Source organism: Roseateles sp. P5_E1, assembly GCF_054049335.1.
In genome coordinates this window covers 36,853-54,811 of record NZ_JBFUMN010000024.1, presented here as the reverse complement: position 1 = coordinate 54,811, position 17,959 = coordinate 36,853, and the positions used below count along the sequence as shown (strand labels likewise).

General features: G+C 69.8%; 18 protein-coding genes. 9 read left to right on the top strand and 9 right to left on the bottom strand.

Going from position 1 to position 17,959, the window contains the following annotated elements; translation table 11 throughout:
• The first annotated feature begins 33 nt into the window (after window positions 1-33).
• From tsaB to ACXJKJ_RS18055, 7 genes are all read left to right on the top strand, one after another.
• Entirely contained in the window at window positions 34-717 is a 684-nt protein-coding gene (gene tsaB, locus ACXJKJ_RS18085; protein WP_457391409.1) for a tRNA (adenosine(37)-N6)-threonylcarbamoyltransferase complex dimerization subunit type 1 TsaB, read from the top strand.
• Window positions 714-1,196 carry a ribosomal protein S18-alanine N-acetyltransferase gene (gene rimI, locus ACXJKJ_RS18080; protein ID WP_457356178.1) on the top strand — a complete coding sequence of 161 codons (483 nt, stop codon included), beginning with the start codon at window positions 714-716 and terminating at the stop codon, window positions 1,194-1,196. The genes tsaB and rimI overlap by 4 nt, the downstream gene beginning before the upstream one ends.
• The gene (locus ACXJKJ_RS18075) at window positions 1,193-1,930 is read left to right on the top strand and encodes a uracil-DNA glycosylase (RefSeq protein WP_457391407.1); all 738 of its coding nucleotides are present in this window, start codon (window positions 1,193-1,195) and stop codon (window positions 1,928-1,930) included. Before rimI ends, ACXJKJ_RS18075 begins: the two co-directional genes overlap by 4 nt.
• A gap of 76 nt (window positions 1,931-2,006) precedes the next feature.
• Window positions 2,007-4,082 (top strand): putative bifunctional diguanylate cyclase/phosphodiesterase, encoded by a 2,076-nt coding sequence (locus ACXJKJ_RS18070; protein ID WP_056194435.1) that lies wholly within the window; start codon window positions 2,007-2,009, stop codon window positions 4,080-4,082.
• Window positions 4,079-5,170 (top strand): class I SAM-dependent methyltransferase, encoded by a 1,092-nt coding sequence (locus ACXJKJ_RS18065; RefSeq protein ID WP_457391405.1) that lies wholly within the window; start codon window positions 4,079-4,081, stop codon window positions 5,168-5,170. The genes ACXJKJ_RS18070 and ACXJKJ_RS18065 overlap by 4 nt, the downstream gene beginning before the upstream one ends.
• Before the next feature lie 10 nt (window positions 5,171-5,180).
• Window positions 5,181-5,471: a c-type cytochrome gene (locus ACXJKJ_RS18060; protein WP_457322966.1), complete on the top strand. Its 291-nt coding sequence runs from the start codon at window positions 5,181-5,183 to the stop codon at window positions 5,469-5,471.
• Window positions 5,468-6,718, top strand: coding sequence for an NAD(P)/FAD-dependent oxidoreductase (locus ACXJKJ_RS18055; protein ID WP_457391403.1), 1,251 nt, complete (start codon window positions 5,468-5,470; stop codon window positions 6,716-6,718). The genes ACXJKJ_RS18060 and ACXJKJ_RS18055 overlap by 4 nt, the downstream gene beginning before the upstream one ends.
• A 258-nt stretch (window positions 6,719-6,976) precedes the next feature.
• Here ACXJKJ_RS18055 and ACXJKJ_RS18050 read toward each other — a convergent pair whose 3' ends face one another.
• From ACXJKJ_RS18050 to ACXJKJ_RS18025, 6 genes are all read right to left on the bottom strand, one after another.
• Complete coding sequence (locus ACXJKJ_RS18050; protein WP_457391401.1) at window positions 6,977-9,535, bottom strand: protein kinase domain-containing protein; 2,559 nt, start codon at window positions 9,533-9,535, stop codon at window positions 6,977-6,979.
• Window positions 9,536-9,548: 13 nt separating this feature from the next.
• Complete coding sequence (locus ACXJKJ_RS18045) at window positions 9,549-9,983, bottom strand: VOC family protein (protein ID WP_457391399.1); 435 nt, start codon at window positions 9,981-9,983, stop codon at window positions 9,549-9,551.
• Window positions 9,984-10,015: 32 nt separating this feature from the next.
• Window positions 10,016-10,219, bottom strand: coding sequence for a hypothetical protein (locus ACXJKJ_RS18040; RefSeq protein ID WP_457391397.1), 204 nt, complete (start codon window positions 10,217-10,219; stop codon window positions 10,016-10,018).
• A 96-nt stretch (window positions 10,220-10,315) separates the two neighbouring features.
• Window positions 10,316-10,732 carry a DUF6970 domain-containing protein gene (locus tag ACXJKJ_RS18035; protein ID WP_457391396.1) on the bottom strand — a complete coding sequence of 139 codons (417 nt, stop codon included), beginning with the start codon at window positions 10,730-10,732 and terminating at the stop codon, window positions 10,316-10,318.
• 20 nt (window positions 10,733-10,752) lie between these two features.
• The gene (locus ACXJKJ_RS18030) at window positions 10,753-11,175 is read right to left on the bottom strand and encodes an SRPBCC family protein (RefSeq protein ID WP_457391395.1); all 423 of its coding nucleotides are present in this window, start codon (window positions 11,173-11,175) and stop codon (window positions 10,753-10,755) included.
• Between the two features lie 88 nt (window positions 11,176-11,263).
• Window positions 11,264-13,495, bottom strand: coding sequence for a C1 family peptidase (locus ACXJKJ_RS18025; RefSeq protein WP_457391394.1), 2,232 nt, complete (start codon window positions 13,493-13,495; stop codon window positions 11,264-11,266).
• A gap of 342 nt (window positions 13,496-13,837) precedes the next feature.
• On the opposite strand from ACXJKJ_RS18025, the gene ACXJKJ_RS18020 reads away from it, so the two are divergent.
• Entirely contained in the window at window positions 13,838-14,818 is a 981-nt protein-coding gene (locus tag ACXJKJ_RS18020; RefSeq protein ID WP_457391392.1) for a 2-dehydropantoate 2-reductase, read from the top strand.
• A 3-nt stretch (window positions 14,819-14,821) separates the two neighbouring features.
• Here the strand turns inward: ACXJKJ_RS18020 and ACXJKJ_RS18015 are convergent, their stop codons facing one another.
• From ACXJKJ_RS18015 to ACXJKJ_RS18005, 3 genes are all read right to left on the bottom strand, one after another.
• Entirely contained in the window at window positions 14,822-15,610 is a 789-nt protein-coding gene (locus ACXJKJ_RS18015) for a substrate-binding periplasmic protein (RefSeq protein ID WP_457391391.1), read from the bottom strand.
• A gap of 74 nt (window positions 15,611-15,684) precedes the next feature.
• Window positions 15,685-16,254, bottom strand: a complete 570-nt coding sequence (locus tag ACXJKJ_RS18010; RefSeq protein WP_457325642.1) for an NnrU family protein — start codon at window positions 16,252-16,254, stop codon at window positions 15,685-15,687.
• 23 nt (window positions 16,255-16,277) lie between these two features.
• Window positions 16,278-16,742, bottom strand: coding sequence for an Lrp/AsnC family transcriptional regulator (locus tag ACXJKJ_RS18005; RefSeq protein ID WP_457391389.1), 465 nt, complete (start codon window positions 16,740-16,742; stop codon window positions 16,278-16,280).
• A gap of 121 nt (window positions 16,743-16,863) precedes the next feature.
• On the opposite strand from ACXJKJ_RS18005, the gene ACXJKJ_RS18000 reads away from it, so the two are divergent.
• Window positions 16,864-17,958: a saccharopine dehydrogenase family protein gene (locus tag ACXJKJ_RS18000; protein ID WP_056194392.1), complete on the top strand. Its 1,095-nt coding sequence runs from the start codon at window positions 16,864-16,866 to the stop codon at window positions 17,956-17,958.
• Window position 17,959: the final 1 nt, after the last annotated feature.

Sequence of the window (17,959 nt, the reverse complement as noted above, 5' to 3'; positions counted from 1 at the left end):
GTCTGCGCATGACCCGAAAGTTACACTGGGTTGATGCCCTCCCTCCTGGCTCTCGACAGCTCCACCGACACGATGGCCCTGGCCCTCGTGGCCGAGGGGCAGACTCGGGTTTTCGAGGCCCAGGGCGGGGCGCAGGCGTCGGCACGCATGCTGCCCGAGGTCAAGGCCCTGCTGGCCGGCGCGGGCATCGCGATGGCCGACCTGGACGCCATCGCTTTCGGGCAGGGCCCCGGCGCCTTCACCGGGCTGCGCACCGCCTGCGCCGTCGCGCAGGGCCTGGCCTTTGGGCTGGACCGGCCGGTGCTGGCTATCGACAGCCTCATGGTGGTCGCCGAGGACGCTCGTGCGCAAGGCGCTGGCGACGACCTCTGGGTGGCGATGGACGCGCGCATCGGCGAGATCTATGCGGCCCGCTATCGCTGGGCCGATGGCGCCTGGGTCGTCGTCGAAGCTCCCGCCCTCTACAAGCCCGAGGCGCTGGCCGCGCATTGGGGGACGCCCGCGGCCGTCGCCGGCACGGCCCTGACCGAATATGCCGAGGCCCTGGGCGTGTTGCCGCAGACCTGGCCGCAGGCCCGTTCGCGCGCTGCAGCCCTGGGCACCTTGGCCCTGGCCGCCTGGCAGCGTGGCGAGATGCGCGACGCAGCCGAGGCCCTGCCCGTCTACGTGCGCGACAAGGTTGCGCTGACGACGGCCGAGCGAGAACTCAAGTCATGAGCGCATTGCTGGAGCGCAGCCTGCCGCCCTTCGAGGCCGAGGCCATGCGGGTGCCCGACCTGACCGAGATCATCGCCGTCGAGCGCCAGGCCTACCCAGTGCCGTGGACGCATGGCAATTTCGTCGACTCGCTGGCGGCTGCCTACCCGGCCGAGGTGCTGCGCGGGCCGCGCGCCGAGCTTTTCGGTTATTGGGTCGCCATGCCGGGCGTGGACGAGATGCACCTGCTCAACATCACCGTTGTGCCGGCCTGGCAGGGGCGCGGCCTGGCGGTGGCCATGCTGGACCGGCTGGTGGGCGAATGCCGCCGCCGCGGCCTGACGCAGCTGTGGCTGGAGGTGCGCGTCGGCAACGAGCGCGCTCGCGAGGTCTACCGCCGCTACGGCTTCGCAGAGGTCGGCAGGCGCCGCGCCTATTACCCGGTGCAGCAGGGGCCGCGCGAGGATGCCATCCTGATGAGTTTCTCGGTGACGGCATGAGCTGGGACCAGCGCCAGCGGGCCATGTTGGCCGAGATGGGTTATCGGCTGCCGGCTGCTTCGGCAGTGGCCGCCGAAGTCGTCGAAGCCGAGCCGGAGCCCATCGTCGTTGCCGCGCCGCCGCCTGTCATCGTGCGTGTGGCAGCGCCGTCGGCGCCGTCGAGCTTCGCCAACCTGGATATGCCGGCGCTGCGCGAGGCCGTCTCGAGTTGCCGGGCATGCGGCCTGTGCGAGCAGCGCCGCAACGCCGTCTTCGGCAACGGCGCCCTGCAGCAGGCGCAATGGCTGGTCGTCACCGATCCGCCCGATGAAGGCGACGACGCCTCCGGCGAAGCGCTCGGCGGTGATACGGGCCGCCTGCTGGACCGCATGCTGAGCGCCGCCGGCCAACGTCGCACGGGTGATGAAGCGACCGCCTTCGTAACCCCGATCGTCAAGTGCCGCCCGCCGCGCGGCCGGGCCTCCCAGCCCGGCGAGCTGGACGCCTGCGAGGCCGTGCTGGCACGCCAGGCCGAGCTGCTGCGCCCGCGCGTCGTGCTGGCCATGGGCCTGCAGGCGGCGCGCCGGCTGACTGGCCTGACCGAACCCCTGGGCAAGCTGCGCGGCCGCGTGCACCGTTGGCGCGACCTGCCCGTCATCGTCACCTACCACCCGGCCTACCTGCTGCGCTCGCCTGCGGACAAGGCCGGCGCCTGGGACGACCTCTGTCTGGCCCTGCGGACGGTGAACGACTGATGAGCGCCGTGCCGGGCCGCCCCAAGCAAGCTCGCTCCCGCTTGGCGGGACAGGCCGTAGGCCGAAGGGTGCACCAGTGAGCTCACCCAGGGAACTCGACCTCGAGCGCCAGGCCCTGGACGCGGCGCGCTTTCGCATGCTGGCCGATCATGTGCCGGCCTGGATCGCGCTGTACGGTGCCGCCGACCATCGTTGCCTCTTTGCCAACCGTGGCTATGCCGAGGCCTTCAAGCTGACGCAGGACTCCATCGTCGGCAAGCACTTCAGCGAGATCGTCGGATCCGAGGCCTACGAGCACGTGCGCGTGTCGGTCGAACAACTGGTGCGCGACCTCAAGCCCGTCGTCTACGAGCGCGAGCTGATCCAGCCCGGCGGCAAGCTGTCCTTCCTCGAGATCCACCTGATTCCGCAGTTCGACAGCCAGGGCACGCTGCTGGGCAGCTGGGTCCTGGTCTACGACATCACGCGCCATCGCCTGGCCGAGCGCCGGCTGCGGGAATCGGAGGCCAGGCTCGACAAGTTCATGCAGGCCACGGTGGAGGGCATCCTCTTCCACCGCGACGGCATCATGACCGACGTCAACCAGCCCCTGTGCAAGATGTTGGGCTGGTCGGCGGACGAACTGATCGGCAAGCACGTGCTGTCCTATGTCGACGCCGACGAACTGCCCAAGGTCCGCGAGGTCATGTTGCGAGGGCAGGAGCTTCGCTACGAGACCGCCGTCACGCACTGCAACGGCTCACGCATTCCGGTCGAGCTCATCATGCGCACGATGGAGCGCGACGGCGAGCAGCTGCGCATGGCCGTCGTGCGCGACATCAGCGACCGTCTCGCCAACGAGGCGCGCATCCAGCACCTGGCCCATCACGATGTCCTGACCGGCCTGCTCAACCGCGCGGCCTTCATGGACCGCATGGCCCTGCAGATGCGCCGCGCCGAGCGCAAGGGCGAGATGCTGGCCCTGCTCTTCATCGACCTGGACAACTTCAAGCGCGTCAACGATTCCCTGGGTCATCTCGAGGGCGACCAGGTGCTGACGACGGTGTCCGAGCGCATCGTCGGTGCGCTGCGCGACAGCGACCTCGTCGGCCGCTTCGGTGGCGACGAGTTCATCGTGCTGCTGAGCGACCTGACCAGTCGCGCCGACATCGTCGTCGTGCTGGAGGCCCTGCTGTCGGTCGTCGAAGTGCCCGTCAAGGCCGATGGCCGGGCGTTGTCGGTCACGCCCTCCATCGGCGTGGCCGTCTACCCGGACGACGGCCGGCAGGCGGATGACCTCATCCAGCATGCCGACACGGCCATGTACCTCGCCAAGGCCCGTGGCCGTGCGACCTACCAGTTCTTCGAATCCTCGCTGGCCGAGGCCGCCTATGCCGACATCGTGCTCGAAGCCGAGCTGGCCCAAGGCCTGACGCGCAACGAGTTCGAACTCTTCTTCCAGCCCCAGGTCGAGGCGACGACGGGTCAGCTGTCGGGCGCCGAGGCGCTGCTGCGCTGGCGCCACCCGCGGCGTGGCCTGCTGGCGCCGGACGCTTTCATCTTCGTTGCCGAGCGCCACCGCCTGATGCTCAACCTCGGCGAATGGGTGCTGCGCGAAGCCGCCGCAACGGCACGGCGCTGGCGCGAGAACGGCCTGACCCGCGGCCATGGCGCCATGCGCATCGCCGTCAACCTGTCGCGCATCCAGTTCCATCTCGATGGCTTTGCCGACACGGTCAAGCGCGTGTTGCAGGAGTCCGGCGCGCAAGGCCAATGGCTGGAGCTGGAGCTGACCGAGCGCATGCTCATCGACGACATCACGCATGCACCGGCGACGCTGGCCCAGCTGCGTGCTCTCGGGCTGACGGTGTCGGTCGACGACTTCGGCACCGGCTACACCTCGCTGGCCCACCTGACGGAGCTGCCGCTGGACAAGCTCAAGATCGACCAGGGCTTCGTCGCCCGCTTGCCCGACGATGTCGGTGCCCAGGCCATCACGCGGGCCATCGTGCAGATGGCCGTCGGCCTGGGCCTGACCGTCACGGCCGAAGGCGTGCGCACCGCGGCCCAATGGCAGCTGCTGGCTGGCTGGGGCTGCCAGCAGTTCCAGGGCGAGCTGGTCGGCGCGCCGATGCCGCTGGCCGAGTTCGAAGCCTGGGTGAAAGCTCGATGAATGGCGCGGTGAAGCTCGCCGACAAGATCCACGCCGAGATCGCCGCAGCCGGCGGCTGGCTGGGCTTCGACCGTTTCATGAGCATGGCCCTGTACGAGCCGGGCCTGGGCTATTACGCCGGCGGCCGGCGCAAGTTCGGCCAGATGCCCAGCGAGGGCTCGGACTTCGTCACGGCACCCGAGATGTCGCCGCTGTTCGGTCGGGCGCTGGCCCGCCAGCTCGCTCAGGCCATGGACGCCAGCGGTTGCCGCGATGTCATCGAGTTCGGTGCCGGCTCGGGTGCACTGGCGGCCCAGTTGATCGCGGAGCTGGATGCATTGGGCGCGGGCCTGGCACGCTACGCAATAGTGGAGCTGTCGGCCGAACTGCGCGAGCGCCAGCGCGAACGCCTTTCGCATTGGGGGGGGCGCGTCGACTGGCTGGACGCGTTGCCCGCCGAACTGGAGGCCGTCGTCATCGGCAACGAGGTGCTGGATGCGATGCCGGTCCAGCTCCTTGCCTTCGACGGCCAGGTCTGGCGCGAGCGCGGTGTGGTCTCGGCGGGCGAGGGCTTTGCCTTTGAAGACCGTGCCAGCATGTTGCGCCCGCCGCTGGAGGCGGGCATGGTGCCGGGCACCGTCACCGAGATCCACCCGCAGAGCGAGGCCTTCGTTGCGACCCTCGCCCGGACCTTGAAACGCGGCGCCGCCTTCTTCATCGACTACGGCTTCCCCGAAGCCGAGTACTACCACCCGCAGCGCCACGGCGGCACGCTGATGTGCCATCAGGGCCACCTCGCCGATGCCGATCCGCTGGTGGCCGTGGGCGACAAGGACATCACGGCCCACGTCAACTTCACCGGCATTGCGCTGGCCGGCCAGGACGCCGGCCTTGTCGTGCTGGGCTACACCAGCCAGGCCAATTTCCTGCTCAACTGCGGTATCGCCGATCTGCTGCACGGGGCGAGCCTGGGCGAGCGCGCCATGGCCCACCGCCTGCTGGCCGAGCATGAGATGGGCGAGCTGTTCAAGGTGATCGGCTTCGCGCCGCTGAGCGGTACTTTCGATGCGCTCGGATTCAGTCGCGGAGACCGCTCGCACAAACTCTGAGGAGTTGTGAATGAAGGCTTGGTTGCTGCTGTTGCTCTGCGCCCCGGCGCTGGCGCAAGACCTCAATGTCGGCCGCAGCCTTGCGGCCACCTGTGCCAACTGCCATGCCAACAACGGCCGACCACGCAACCAGGCGATACCGCCGCTGGCCGGCATGAAGGCCGACGTGATGCTGGAGCTGCTCGCCGACTACCGCAGCGGGCGGCAAGCCGGCACCGTCATGCCGCAGATCGTCAAGGGCTATACCGAGGAGCAGCTGCGCCTGGTCGCCGCCTACTTCGCCGCGCAGGCCAAGCCATGATTGCGCGGCGCCAATTGATCGCGGCCGGTGGCCTGACGCTGGCGGGTTGCGCGACGCCATCAGGCCCGGTGGCCCGAGTCGTCGTCGTGGGCGGTGGCTTTGGCGGCGCGACCGCTGCCCGCTATCTGAAGCTCTGGGGTGGCGCGGCGGTCGAGGTGACGCTAGTCGAGCGCAACGAGGGCTTCATCTCCTGTCCGATGTCCAACCTCGTCATCGGTGGCGTGCGGGACCCGCTCAGCATCAGCCACGGCTATGCCGGGCTGGAAGCGCAGGGCGTCAAGCGCCTGCGCGGCGAGGTCGTGGGCATCGACCCCGCGGCCAGGACCCTGCAGCTGGCCGACCGCGGCACCCTGGGCTGGGACCGCTTGATCCTGTCGCCCGGCATCGACTTCATGAACGACGCCGTGCCCGGCCTCGCCGCCGCCTTCGACAGCGGCCGTGCCGTGCATGCCTGGAAGGCCGGCGCCCAGACGCTGGCGCTGCGCCGCCAGCTGCAAGCCCTGCCCGATGGCGGTGTCGTGCTGATGAGTATTCCCAAGGCGCCTTATCGCTGCCCGCCAGGGCCCTATGAGCGGGCCTGCCTGATCGCCTCGTATCTGCGTCGCGCCAAGCCGCGCGCCAAGCTGCTGGTGCTGGACGCCAACCCAGAGATCCAGAGCAAAAAGGCCCTGTTCGAGCGCGCCTTCGCGCAACACCATGCCGGCGTGCTCGAGTACCGGCCGAATGCCGAGCTGAAGGAAGTGCTGGCCGACGGCACGGCGCGCTTCGAGTTCGAGGACGTCAAGGCCGATGTGCTGAACCTGATCCCGCCGCAGCGTGCCGGCGATCTGGCGCGCGACTTTGCCAACGTGAATCGCCGCTGGGTCGGCATCGACTGGCTGACGATGCAGGCGCAGGCCGCGCAGGGCGTGCATGTCGTCGGCGACGCGATTTTCTCGGCGCCGGGCATGCCCAAGTCGGGCCATCTCGCCAACCAGCAGGCCAAGCTCGCGGCGGCGGCCGTGCTGCAGTTGCTCCAGGGTGAGGCGGTGAACCCGGCGCCGGTGGTGATGAACACCTGCTACAGCTTTGTCACGCCGACCGAGGCCATGCATGTGGCTTCCGTCCATCAGTACGACGCGGCAGAAAAGACGATGAAGGCGGTGCCCGGTGCCGGGGGCGTGTCGCCGGCCGCGACGTCGGCCGAGGCTGGGATCGCGCTGGCCTGGGCCGAGAACATCTGGGCCGACACGCTGGCGCTTGGCTAGGAGTCTGCGCGGCAGAGGCGTGGCCCGCGTTGAGGCAGGCAGGGGCGCAGGCAAGGCGCGAGGAGGCCGCGGGCTCGCGCCCGCAACGACGAGCAACGCCGCATGCGCCCCTGCCTGCCTCAACCCGAAGGGCCGGGGCGATTTGCGGGGCGCTGCGGCGTTGCCGGCTCGTTGTGGGTCCCGACCCACGCCTCGCCGGCGCCTTGCATCGCCCCGCAACTCGCCCCGGCGCGGGCCACGCCTCTRCCGCGCAGACTCCTAGGGGAAAAGCCCGCCGAGGTTGCCCAGCGTGGGTGCTTCAGCGCCAGGGCCGCGTGCGCCGGCCAGCGCCGCCCAGGCGGCACGCACGGCAGGGCCGTCGTCACGACCCGCGGCCTGGCGCGCCTCCAGCCAGTGGCTGACGAGGTCGAGCGGGTGCCTGTCGGGCAGGCTGGCGGGCCGGGCCTGGCGCGCCTGGGCGAGCAGGGCAGGCGCCTCGGGCGAGCCTTGCAGCACGGCGGTCAGTGCCGCATCCAGGCGCGAGCCCCAGGCATGGACGCGCCCGACGCCGCGCACCTGGCTCAGCAGCTCGGCGCTGCGGGCCAGCTCGCCCCGGGCGCGGGCCAGCCGGCCCTCGACCTTGGCCAGCCGGCTGCCGGGCAGGGCGAGGGCGGGGGACAGTGGCTTGTCGCGCACGTGTTGCACGGCCTCGGCGGCCAGGGCCGGGTTGCCGGCGGCCAGGGCGGCGTCCGCCGCCAGCAGCAGGCAGCGGCCGCGCGGCCCGCCGTCCAGCGCGGCTGCCTCGGTCATCAGCGCGCGCAGGGCATTCAGGTCGGGCTGGCCCAGACGCGCCTGCGCGAGCAGCAGTTCGGCGCGGTAGATCAGCAGCGAGCCCGGGGCCAGGCCGTCGGCACTTGCGCCGTCCAGCAGGGCCTGGCGGGTGCGCACCTCCTGGGCATGGCGGCCCTGCAGCTGCAGCGCCTCGGCCCAGCCGGTGGCGGCCTGCAGCGCGAGGTCGTTGCCGGGGCCGAGCTTGCTGCGGATGTCGGCAAGCAGTGGCGCGGCGCGTGTGTCGATGCCGTCGAACAGCGCGTTCAGCGTCAGCATTGAAATCTCGCTGTGGCGCAGCACCAGCACGGGCAACGTCAACCGCGGGTCGGTGCTGGTCCACATCGGCTGCGTCGCCCGCACGAGGTCCAGCGCCTCGGCCAGGCGGCCCTGGCGCTGGCGCAGCACGCCGAGGTTCTGCAGGTAGTCGGCGCGTTCGTAGTCGTCGCCGGGGTGGAGCCTGTCGGTCAGCACGCGCACGCGTTCCAGCGCGCGTTCGGCGTCGTCCAGGCGGCGGACGTGCATGTAGTCGGCGGCCAGGATGAACTGCTGCTGGCGCACCGCCTCGCTGTCGGGGCCGAAACGGCGTGCCAGCGGCGCCGCGATCGGCTCCAGCAGCGCGATGGCATCGTCGTGGTTGCCCATGATCTGGTGCACCTGGCCCAGGCTCAGCCGGGCCTGCAGCACCGCCACTTCGTCCTCGCCATGCTGCTGGCGAGCCAGCGCCAGCCATTGCTCGCCCAGCGGCAGGGCATGGTCGAAGCGGTTCAGGGCCATGTAGGTGCGCGACAGCACCTCCAGCAGCCGCTGCCGCGTGGCGGGGTCGCCGGCGAACTCGTCCAAGCGGCCGCGGCTGTCGTCCAGCAGTTCCAGAACGGAGGGCATGCGGCCCTGGCGAGGCAGGCTGCCGCCGGCGAGCAGCTGCGTGATGAAGCGCGCGACGCTGTCGTTGCGCTGGCGTGCGGACTCGGCCTCGCGCCATTGCCAGTGGCTGGCGGCGATGCCGGCCGTCAGGGTGGCCAGCAGCAGGACGGACAGGCCGGCCAGCAGCGTGTGGCGGCGCAGCAGCAGGGCGGTGCGGTGCCGCAGGCTGAGGCGGCGCCTGGCCATCACGGGGCGCTGGGTCTGCCAGCGCCGCAGGTCCTCGATGAAGGCATGCACGCCGACATAGCGCTCGGCCGGGTTCTTGTGCAGGGCCTTGGCGGCGATGGCCTCGAGGTCGCCGCGGGCGCGCTGCGCGTCGCGCGGGCGTCCGGGGCCGTCCTCGTCCTCGGGCGCGCCCAGCAACGCGGCGAAGCGATGCGGAGGCTGGTGCAGCACCGCGTGTTCCAGCGCCGCGCGGCTGTCGCCCCGCGCACCGAAGGGCAGCCGGCCCGTCAGCAGCTCGAAAAGCATGACGCCCAGGGCGAAGACGTCCACCGCCGTGCCGGCGTCGCCGCTCTCGATGAGCTCGGGGGCTGCGTAGGCCGGTGTCAGGCCGGCACGGGCCTCGTCCACGGCCTGGCCGGGAGAGGCCGCCAGGCCGAAGTCCAGCAGCTTGGGCAGGCCCGCGGCCGTGACCATCACGTTGGCGGGCTTGAGGTCGCGATGCACGACCAGGCGCGCATGGACGTATTCCACCGCCTCGGCCACGCGCAGCAGCAGCGTGACGCGGTCCGCCACGGTGGGGAGCTGGGCGCGCGCATGCTCGGCCAGCGGCAGGCCGTCGACGAGCTCCAGCACCAGGTAGGCGTGGGGCGCCTGCACGCCGGCGTCCAGCAGGGCGGCGACGCCGGTGTGCGTGAGGCGACCCAGCGCTGCACGCTCGCGCAGGAAGCGCCGCGCGACGGCAGGCGTCGCGCTGTCGCCGTGCAGCAGCTTGATGGCGGCGCTGGCCTGGTAGAGGCCGTCGGCGCGCTCGGCCTCCCAGACCTCGCCGAGGCCGCCGCGGCCGATGCGCCGCCACAGCACCCAGGCACCCAGCCGCAGGCCGGTCAACGTCGCGGCGTCGCCCGCTTCAGCCTGCACCACGCCCGGCGCGGGCTTACCAACTGCCGGTGTTGGGCATGGACGCCCAGGGCTCGGCCGGCGCCAGCGCCGGGCCGGCCTGCAGCAGCTCGATGGAGATGCCGTCGGGCGAGCGCACAAAGGCCATGCGGCCGTCGCGCGGCGGGCGGTTGATCGTCACGCCGTGGTCCATCAGCTTCTGGCAGGCGGCGTAGATGTTGTCTACGGCGTAGGCCAGGTGGCCGAAGTTGCGGCCGCCGGTGTAGGTCTCTGCCTTGCCGTCGGCGTCCGGCCAGTTGTAGGTCAGCTCGACCTGGGCGTCTTCGTCGCCTGGCGCGGCGAGGTAGACCAGCGTGAAGCGGCCGGCGGCATGCTCCGAGCGCTTGACCTCGTGCAGGCCGAGGGCGTCGCGGTAGAAGCGCATCGACGCGTCGAGGTTTTCGACGCGGACCATGGTGTGCAGGTATTTCATGCACGCATTTTCACGGCTGGCCGCTGCCCGCGTCAGGGCCGGTAGAAATACGGGATGCTGCAGAGCAGGACGCCCACGCCGACCAGCAGCCAGAGGTTGGCGATGAAGTAGGGGAACACCATCAGCGCCAGGCCGCAACACAGCGGCACCCAGGCCCGCTGCTTCTTGCCATAGATGAAGAAGCCGGCGCCGATGGAGCCGAACAGGAGTCCCCAGAGGAGGGCGGAGGTGTCCATCGGTCGCCGGGGCAGCCTAGATGTCGAGGTCAGGCCAGCGAGCGTTGCGGCAGGTCAGGAACGCGGGCATGCGCGGGATTCTCGACGCTCCGCCCGTCAGCGCGGCGGCTGGGGTTGCTCGCCCGGGGGCTTGGGCAGGCGCAGCTTGCGCTCCAGACCATGTGCCCATGCCGGGCACTTGCCGTCGCCCGCACCGCCGAAGCCGCCGGAGGGCGCGCAGATGAAGCGGCCTTCGGCGTTGTAGAGCTGGTTGAACTGGTCGCAGCACAGCGGCGTGAAGAGATACACCGGCCGGTCGTCTGGGCCCACGAAGGACGTCACGTCCAGAGCGCGCGGGCGGGCATCGGCCTCGAAGGCAAGGATGCGCTCGTGGACGGCGGCGTTGGGCAGGGCGGTCGACAAGGGCGCCGGCTCGCCGAATTCGACGGCGCTGTAGGCCGCAGCGGCCAGCGCCAGAATGACGCTGACGCCGGCATACCAGCGGGCAGGCGAGGTGAGCTTGGGCAGGCGCATGGCGGCGCAGTATGCCGAGCTCAGAGGCCCGATGCCACCCTTTCGGCGTGGGTCTTCATCGCCTGCAGCCCCTCCTCGATCATGCCGGCGATGGCCGGGGCCAATGCGTGGGGCAGCAGATCGGCGATCCACACGACGCGGCAGCGTGAGCTGCCTTCCTCAAAGATCTGCGTCGAGGCGTTGTGGTGGGTCAGCCGCCCGCCGACGGCCGACCAGGCGATGCGGCGGCGGTCGTCGTCGATGTCGACGATGAGTTCGCGCACCGTCATGCCATTGGCGAAGCGGAGCTCGCGGGCCTGTTCATCACTCGTATTGCCGTCCATCCTGCACTCGCTGACGAAGGCGGGCGCGAGGCGGGTGTGCAGGGCGCCGGGGTCGCGCATCGCGTCCCAGAGCACGGCGGCGGGGGTGTCGACAACGATTTCGCGGTGGATGGAGGCCATGGCCGTCTCCTGAAGTGATGGCTCATGGTGGCCGCTTGTCCAGCCCTGCGCCGGCCGGAACCGGACATCTCCAACCGTCGCCAGTGCGTCAGTAGTCCAGCCACTCCATCGGCGCGACGAGGGCGTCGCCGCGGATGCGCTCCAGCGTGCCGGTCAGGACGTCGATGTTGTTGTCGAAGCTGCCGTGGCTGGCATCGATCTGGTCGCCGGCCTTGGTCGTGCGGACCTTGGGTGTCGTGACGCGGTTCAGCAGGGTGCCGCCGGGCCAGAGCTTGAGCCAGGCGGTAACGTCGCCATTCGGCGGGCCGGCCCACTGGTCGTCCAGCCACGCCGCGTCCGGCGGCACGAGGGCGCGTTCCATGCCGAGCAGGGGCTGCTTGCGGATGTCGTCCAGCGCGCGCGACACGAGGTAGAGCAGGGACTTGCCGTAGATGTCGCGCTCGGCGTTGGGCAGGCCGTCGGCGCGCTCGTTGGCATCGGTCAGCACGTGCAGGCGCAGGCGGTCCAGCGACAGCACGCCAGCCTGGCCGGCCGCACCGTAGTGCTGCACGGCGAAGCCGCTGGAGCAGGCGGCGGCGTAAAGCTCGCAGCTGGCGGCCTGCACGACGTTGGCACCACCCAGGCGGCCGAGCAGATGGCCGATCAGGATGGAGCCGGCGGAATGACCGATGAGATGGATTTCCAGCGTCTTGCCGCTCTTGGCCAGCCCGTCACGCAGCTCGCGCAGCATGCGGGCGGCCAGGTCCAGCACATGGTCGGCCGTCGCGCCACCCTCGGCGTTCTCGCGCATCTCGCTCCAGATGCCGCGCGCGAACTGGCGGCCCACGGCCTCGATGGCGCGGTCCTTAGCCTCGGCGGCGACCTCACGCAGGCGGTCCAGCATGCCAGTACTGACATCGGCCGAGTCGACGATGCGGTGCTTGAGATCCTCGAGCATGTCGGTCAATGTCTCGCCCGGGCCAGTCTTCCACGTGAAGAACAGCGGGTAGATGCCGTTGGCCAGGAAGTAGGGCGCCATCACGCGGATGCGCTGGACGGAGCCGATCTCCGAGTTCAGCCCGCCATGGGCGTAGATGGCGAGCTTGACGGTCTTGCCCTTGCTGGCCTTGAACCAGGCCGCGGGGCGCTCGACGACGATCTCGCGCGCCAGGCCTTCGCGGTCGTCGCGGGCACGGGTGAAGTCGGTCGCCATCAGCTGGCCGTCGTTGCCCGAGACCAGGGTGTGGGTGTAGGCCTCGTCGGTGCGCAATGGCTGGTAGGGCTTGTGGGCGAAGACGTGGTTGATGGGCCAGGGGTCATCGCGCGGGTTGTCATCGACACGCAGCGTCGCGCCAACGTCCGACAGGCCGCGGCCAGCCATGGCGCGAAACCCGCCGGCCACGCGCGCGGCCTTGGCGCCTCTTGCCGTCTTGGCTGCCACGGCTTGGCGGCTCTTGATGTCCGACAGGTCCTGGGGCACGCCCAGGGCAACGGCCCAGGCATCTGTGCCGTTGGTGATCCAGTCCTCGTAGCTGAGGATGGCGAAGCCGCTGGCGCCCCAGCCGGTGCCCCAGCTGTTCTGCACGACGAAGCCGCGCTCGTTGTAGCCCACCAGCGCAAAGGCGTGCCCACCGGTCTTGCGGGCCATGCGCTCGATGCGCGGCAGCTTGTCGTGGCTGGCCGGCATTGGGGATTCGTCCAGCGTCCAACCGTCGTGCACGTCGCCCGAGACATAGATGGCGCCGATCTCGTAGATGGCTGCCTGCATGTCGACGACGCTCTTCTTGTCGACGCGGTAGTAGACGCCGAGCGCCCGCGTCGTCGCGTCATCGTCCCAACCCGCCGCGGGGCGCTCGAAAATGCCGTTGCCCTTCTTGTCCAGCGGATAGGGCCACAGCTTGAAGGAGCAGACGCCGTGCTTGTGCCAGCCCTTGAGGGCGCCGCGGCAGGACGAGCCCTCGTAGTCCTGGCCGGGCCATTCGTCGTAGAGCTTGGCCAGCTCGTAGAACATGCGCGGGCTGACGGTTTCGGGCTGCGTGCGGCTGCGCGGCGCGTCGAGGTGGCGCAGCCAGTAGAGGTAGTTGGTCACGCAGGCCAGGCCGAAGCCGGTGCAGGCGCCTTCATTGCCCTGGTTGAGGATGCGGCCAGCTTTCACGTAGGCGGGCAGCAGTCGTTTCAGGTCGCTGTCCATCGGCCAGCGCGGCGGCAGGGAGCGCAGCGGCGAGCGGTAGACAAGATCGCGCAGGTCCAGGCGATCGGGGCGTGCGTCCAGTTTGGGCGCGGCAACGGCATTGGCGGCGGCCTTCTTGGCAGCGGCGGGCTTGCGGGTCTTGGTGGCCATGGTGGTCTCCTCGGGAGGACGGCGGATGATGGCCGCAGCCTTTCGCACGGACAAGTCCGCATGCGAGACTGGGGGCCTGCTCACCCTCAGGGGAACGGATGCGTTGCCACTCAAAAACCCGCGAGCAAGGCGCGAAGTCGAAGCTGGGGTCGTCCCCAGCGAGGCTGCGCAACGCCGCGCGCGGGCTTTTGAGTGACAACCCTTCGGGAGAGGGGCTGCGCGGGCGCATGGCGTTGTTGGGCGCCTTGCCCGGGCGGCAAGCCCGGGCTTCAGCGCCACGCCTAGCCCTGCACCCGCGCAGCCCCTCTCGCATCGCCCCCCTGAGGGCGAGCAGGCCCCCCCATGTTTAAGGTCTGTATCGTCGGCCTGGGGGCCATCGGCGGCTGGATGGCCGCGCATCTGCAACGCGTCGAGGGCGTGGCCGTCAGCGCTTTGGCGCGCGGCGACACGCTGGCGGCCGTGCGTGAGCAAGGCCTGCGGCTGGACAGTGGCGAGGACAGCTGGCGTGCGCCGCTGCGCGTGACCGGCGACGCCGCCGAGCTCGGCCTGCAGGACCTGGTCATCCTCGCCGTCAAGGGCCCGGCCATCGCCGGCGTCGCGGCCCAGGTCGCCCAGCTTTGCGGGCCGGWCACGCGCGTGCTCACGGCGCTGAACGGCCTGCCATGGTGGTTCACGGCCGGCTTGCCCGTGCAGGGGCTGACGCTGAAATGCGTGGACCCCGATGGCCGCATCGCCGCGCTGATCCCGCCCGAGCGCGTCATCGGCTGCGTCGTTCACGCCAGCTGCGCGCTGCGCGGCCCGGGCTGGGTCCACCACGTGATGGGCAACGGCCTGCTGATCGGCGAGGCCACGGGCGGCACGAGCCCGGYCGTCGATGCGCTGGTTGCGCTGCTCGGCGACGCCGGCTTCGAGGCCAAGGCGGCCGAAAGCATCCAGCGTGACGCCTGGTACAAGCTCTGGGGCAATATGACGACCAACCCGGTCTCGGCGCTGACCCGCGCCACGACGGACCGCATCCTGGACGACGACCTCGTGCGCGAGTTCACGACGGCCATCATGGCGGAGGCCGCCGAGGTCGGTGAAGGCATGGGCTGCCCGATCGCCCAGACGCCGCAGGACCGGCACACCATCACGCGCTCGCTCGGGGCCTTCAAGACCTCGATGCTGCAGGACATCGAGGCGGGGCGGCCTATCGAGACCGACGCATTGCTGGCGGCGCCGCGGGAGCTGGCGCAGCAGCTGGGCGTGGCGACGCCGATGCTGGATGCGTTGCTGGGGTTGACGAGGTTGATGGACGCATGCCGCGGCCAGTCGGCCGCCTGAGGTTCAGTAGGGCAGCTTGCCTGCGTGGCGCTTCCAGTGGCGCGCCACTTCACCCTTGCGCGTGGCCTCGGCGAAGGCGGCATCCAGGCGTGGCAGCAGCTCCGCCGCCGCGCTCCCCCGTGCGGCGACCACATGGAAGGCCGGTGGTGAGACGTCCGACAGCGGCGCATGGGCCAGCCCCGGCGTGGCCAGGTGGTCGACCTTGCCGAGCTCCCATTGCTCGATGACTTCGATCTCTTCGACGAAGTAGTCGCAGCGGCCGAGCAGCAGTTTCTCGATCAGCTGCTGGTAGTTGCGCGCCCCCTGGTCCAGGTCGCCCGGGCCCAGGCCGTAGTGGACATAAGTTGAACCGTTCTTGCCACAGCCGCGCCAGCGCTTCAGCCCGGCGCGGTCGGCAATCTGCAGCGGTTGCGCTGCGCGGAAGAAGACCTGGGGCGTGAACGTCTTGTAGGGTTTGGAAAAAGCCAGCAGCTTGCCGCGCTCGTCGTCGTAATAGGCCGCGAGCGCGAAATCGATCTCGCCGGACGCGACGGCCCGCAGGCAGCGCTTGAACGGCAGGTCGCCGATCAACTTGAGCTCGACACCGAGCTTGGCAAACAGCGGCGGCCAGAGATCGACGAGGAAGCCGTTCAGCTGCTGCGGCTGGCCCGGTGTGCGGTACAGCCAGGGCGGCCCGATGCCGGGTTCGCCACAGGCGGTGAGGGGCTTGGCCTGGGTGTCTGCGGCGTTGGCGACGGTTGCCGTCAGGGCCAGAAGGCAGGCCCAAAAGCGCATCCAAGAGCGGCGGGTCATCTACCTTCGAGTCTATGCGTACCGCTGCGCGCGCAGGACCTCGCCGAGGACCTAGGTTCATGGGCGTGCGCCGCCTACCCCAACGGTGCGATGCCCAGCCAGGCCGCGTGCGCCCAGAAGGCGAAGAAGGCCCACAGCGCGACGCCGACGGCGATGGTGGCCGCCGTGCCGGCCACCGTGCCAGCGGCCGGCACCGGCCCTGGCCGACGCCGCGCGGCGCGAAAGACCAGAATGGCCCAGACGAGGAAGCTGCCGAACAGCATCACGTCGGCCAGCGTGTTATTGGCGATCAGGTGAGCAAAGGCCCAGACCTTGACCGACAGCGTCATCGGATGTTGCAGCTTGGCCTTGATGTGATTGCGCGGCACATAGGCTGCGGCCATCAGGATCATGGCGACGAGCATCAGCGATGCGGCCGCGTGGTTCATGCCGTGGATGGGCGGCCACAACACGATGGGATTGAGACGCGCTTGCGAGAAGCCCCAGAGGATCAGCCCGAAGCCGATGAGGGAGACCAGGGTGTAGAGGCCCTTCCAGCCCTTCTCGCCGAGCCGCGCCATTTGCGCGTCGCGCCATTGCGGCGCCAGCGCGCGAATCAGGTGGATGCCGAGAAAGAGGGCGAGGCCGAGGGCAAGCCAGGTCATCGTGGTCTCCAGTTCTGTCTGGTTCAGGTTTGTCGGTCGACGCGCAAAGCCAGCACGACCGAACTGTTGGTGCGCAGCACGCCGTCGATCTCGCCGATCTCGTCGAGCAGAGCGTCGAGTCGGGCCGTAGTGTCGGCGCGTAGCAGTGCCATGTAGTCGAACTCACCACTGACGGAGGCGAGCTGGCGCAGCTCGGGCAGTTCTGATAGTCGCTTGACGACCTCACGCCCGGCCTTGGGGCTGACGGTGATGCCGACAAAGGCCTGCACGCTGCGGCCGGCTTCATCGCCGCCCAGGCGCGCCGTGTAGCCGACGATGCGGCCGCTGGCCTCCAGCCGCGCCAGCCGTGCGACGACGGTGGTTCGCGCGACGCCGAGCTTGCGCGCCAGCGTCGCCGTGCTCTCCCGCGCATTGGCCTGCAGCAGCAGGATCAGGCGTCGGTCCAGGTCGTCTGGCGAGGGATTCGGGTTTACCCGCGATTCATTCATAACGACGAATCATCGCGACGAATCGTCGAAACAGCAATTGCTTTCGTCGGAGTAGCGCTTTCTTTCGTCATCGCCACTGCCTAGAGTTCGGCCCAACGCAAACACCTGCCTGGAGCCCCTCATGAAGATCGCCCTGCTCGGCGCCGGCCACATCGGCCAGACCATCGCCCGCCTGCTGCACGCCACTGGCGACTATCAAGTGACGGTGCTGGACAAGAACCCCGGCTACCTGAAGGTGCTGGCCACCGAGGGCATCGCCACCGCCGAGGTCGACAGCGACAACCGCGCCGCCCTGGCTGCCCAACTGCGCGGCAAGGACGCCGTCGTCAACGCGCTGCCCTACCATCTGGCCATCACGGCTGCCGAACTGGCCCTGGAGTGCGGCTGCCACTACTTCGACCTGACCGAAGACGTCGCCGCCACCAAGGCCATCATGAAGATGGCCCAAGGCGCCAAGACCGCCTTCATGCCGCAGTGCGGCCTGGCGCCGGGCTTCATCGGCATCGTGGCCCACCATCTGGCCAGCGGCTTCGACTCGGTGCGCGACGTGCAGATGCGCGTCGGTGCCCTGCCGGCCTTCCCGACCAACGCGCTGAAGTACAACCTGACCTGGTCGGTCGACGGCCTCATCAACGAGTACTGCCACCCCTGCGAAGCCGTCCACGAAGGCGAGACCATCTCTGCGCTGCCGTTGGAAGGCCTGGAGCACTTCAGCCTGGACGGCACCGAGTACGAGGCATTCAACACATCGGGCGGCCTGGGCACGCTGTGCGAGACCTGGGCGGGCAAGGTGCGCAACCTCGACTACAAGACCGTGCGCTACCCCGGCCACCGCGACCTGATGCAGTTCCTGCTGGGCGACCTGGGCCTGAAGGGCGACCAGAACCTGCTGAAGGACATCATGCGCAAGAGCATGCCCGCGACGATGCAGGACGTCGTCCTCGTCTTCGTGACCGTGTCGGGCCAGAAGAACGGTGTGCTGCTGCAGGAAGTCTTCGCCCGCAAGATCTTTGCCACGCGTGACGGCGCCCAGCCGCTCTCCGCCATCCAGATCACGACCGCCGCCGGCATCTGCGCCGCCGTCGACCTGTTCCGCGAAGGCAAGCTGCCGCAGAAGGGTTTCGTCCGCCAGGAAGAGGTCAGCCTGCCCGACTTCCTTGCCAACCGCTTCGGCTCGGCGTATCAACAGTCCCGTCAAGTCGAGTCCATCTCCTGAT

Coding starts and splice junctions, on each gene's coding strand:
- tsaB (WP_457391409.1), top strand. CDS start 34: ATGCCCTCCCTCCTGGCTCTCGACAGCTCCACCGACACGATGGCCCTG.
- rimI (WP_457356178.1), top strand. CDS start 714: ATGAGCGCATTGCTGGAGCGCAGCCTGCCGCCCTTCGAGGCCGAGGCC.
- ACXJKJ_RS18075 (WP_457391407.1), top strand. CDS start 1,193: ATGAGCTGGGACCAGCGCCAGCGGGCCATGTTGGCCGAGATGGGTTAT.
- ACXJKJ_RS18065 (WP_457391405.1), top strand. CDS start 4,079: ATGAATGGCGCGGTGAAGCTCGCCGACAAGATCCACGCCGAGATCGCC.
- ACXJKJ_RS18060 (WP_457322966.1), top strand. CDS start 5,181: ATGAAGGCTTGGTTGCTGCTGTTGCTCTGCGCCCCGGCGCTGGCGCAA.
- ACXJKJ_RS18055 (WP_457391403.1), top strand. CDS start 5,468: ATGATTGCGCGGCGCCAATTGATCGCGGCCGGTGGCCTGACGCTGGCG.
- ACXJKJ_RS18045 (WP_457391399.1), bottom strand. CDS start 9,983: ATGAAATACCTGCACACCATGGTCCGCGTCGAAAACCTCGACGCGTCG.
- ACXJKJ_RS18040 (WP_457391397.1), bottom strand. CDS start 10,219: ATGGACACCTCCGCCCTCCTCTGGGGACTCCTGTTCGGCTCCATCGGC.
- ACXJKJ_RS18035 (WP_457391396.1), bottom strand. CDS start 10,732: ATGCGCCTGCCCAAGCTCACCTCGCCTGCCCGCTGGTATGCCGGCGTC.
- ACXJKJ_RS18030 (WP_457391395.1), bottom strand. CDS start 11,175: ATGGCCTCCATCCACCGCGAAATCGTTGTCGACACCCCCGCCGCCGTG.
- ACXJKJ_RS18025 (WP_457391394.1), bottom strand. CDS start 13,495: ATGGCCACCAAGACCCGCAAGCCCGCCGCTGCCAAGAAGGCCGCCGCC.
- ACXJKJ_RS18015 (WP_457391391.1), bottom strand. CDS start 15,610: ATGACCCGCCGCTCTTGGATGCGCTTTTGGGCCTGCCTTCTGGCCCTG.
- ACXJKJ_RS18010 (WP_457325642.1), bottom strand. CDS start 16,254: ATGACCTGGCTTGCCCTCGGCCTCGCCCTCTTTCTCGGCATCCACCTG.
- ACXJKJ_RS18005 (WP_457391389.1), bottom strand. CDS start 16,742: ATGAATGAATCGCGGGTAAACCCGAATCCCTCGCCAGACGACCTGGAC.
- ACXJKJ_RS18000 (WP_056194392.1), top strand. CDS start 16,864: ATGAAGATCGCCCTGCTCGGCGCCGGCCACATCGGCCAGACCATCGCC.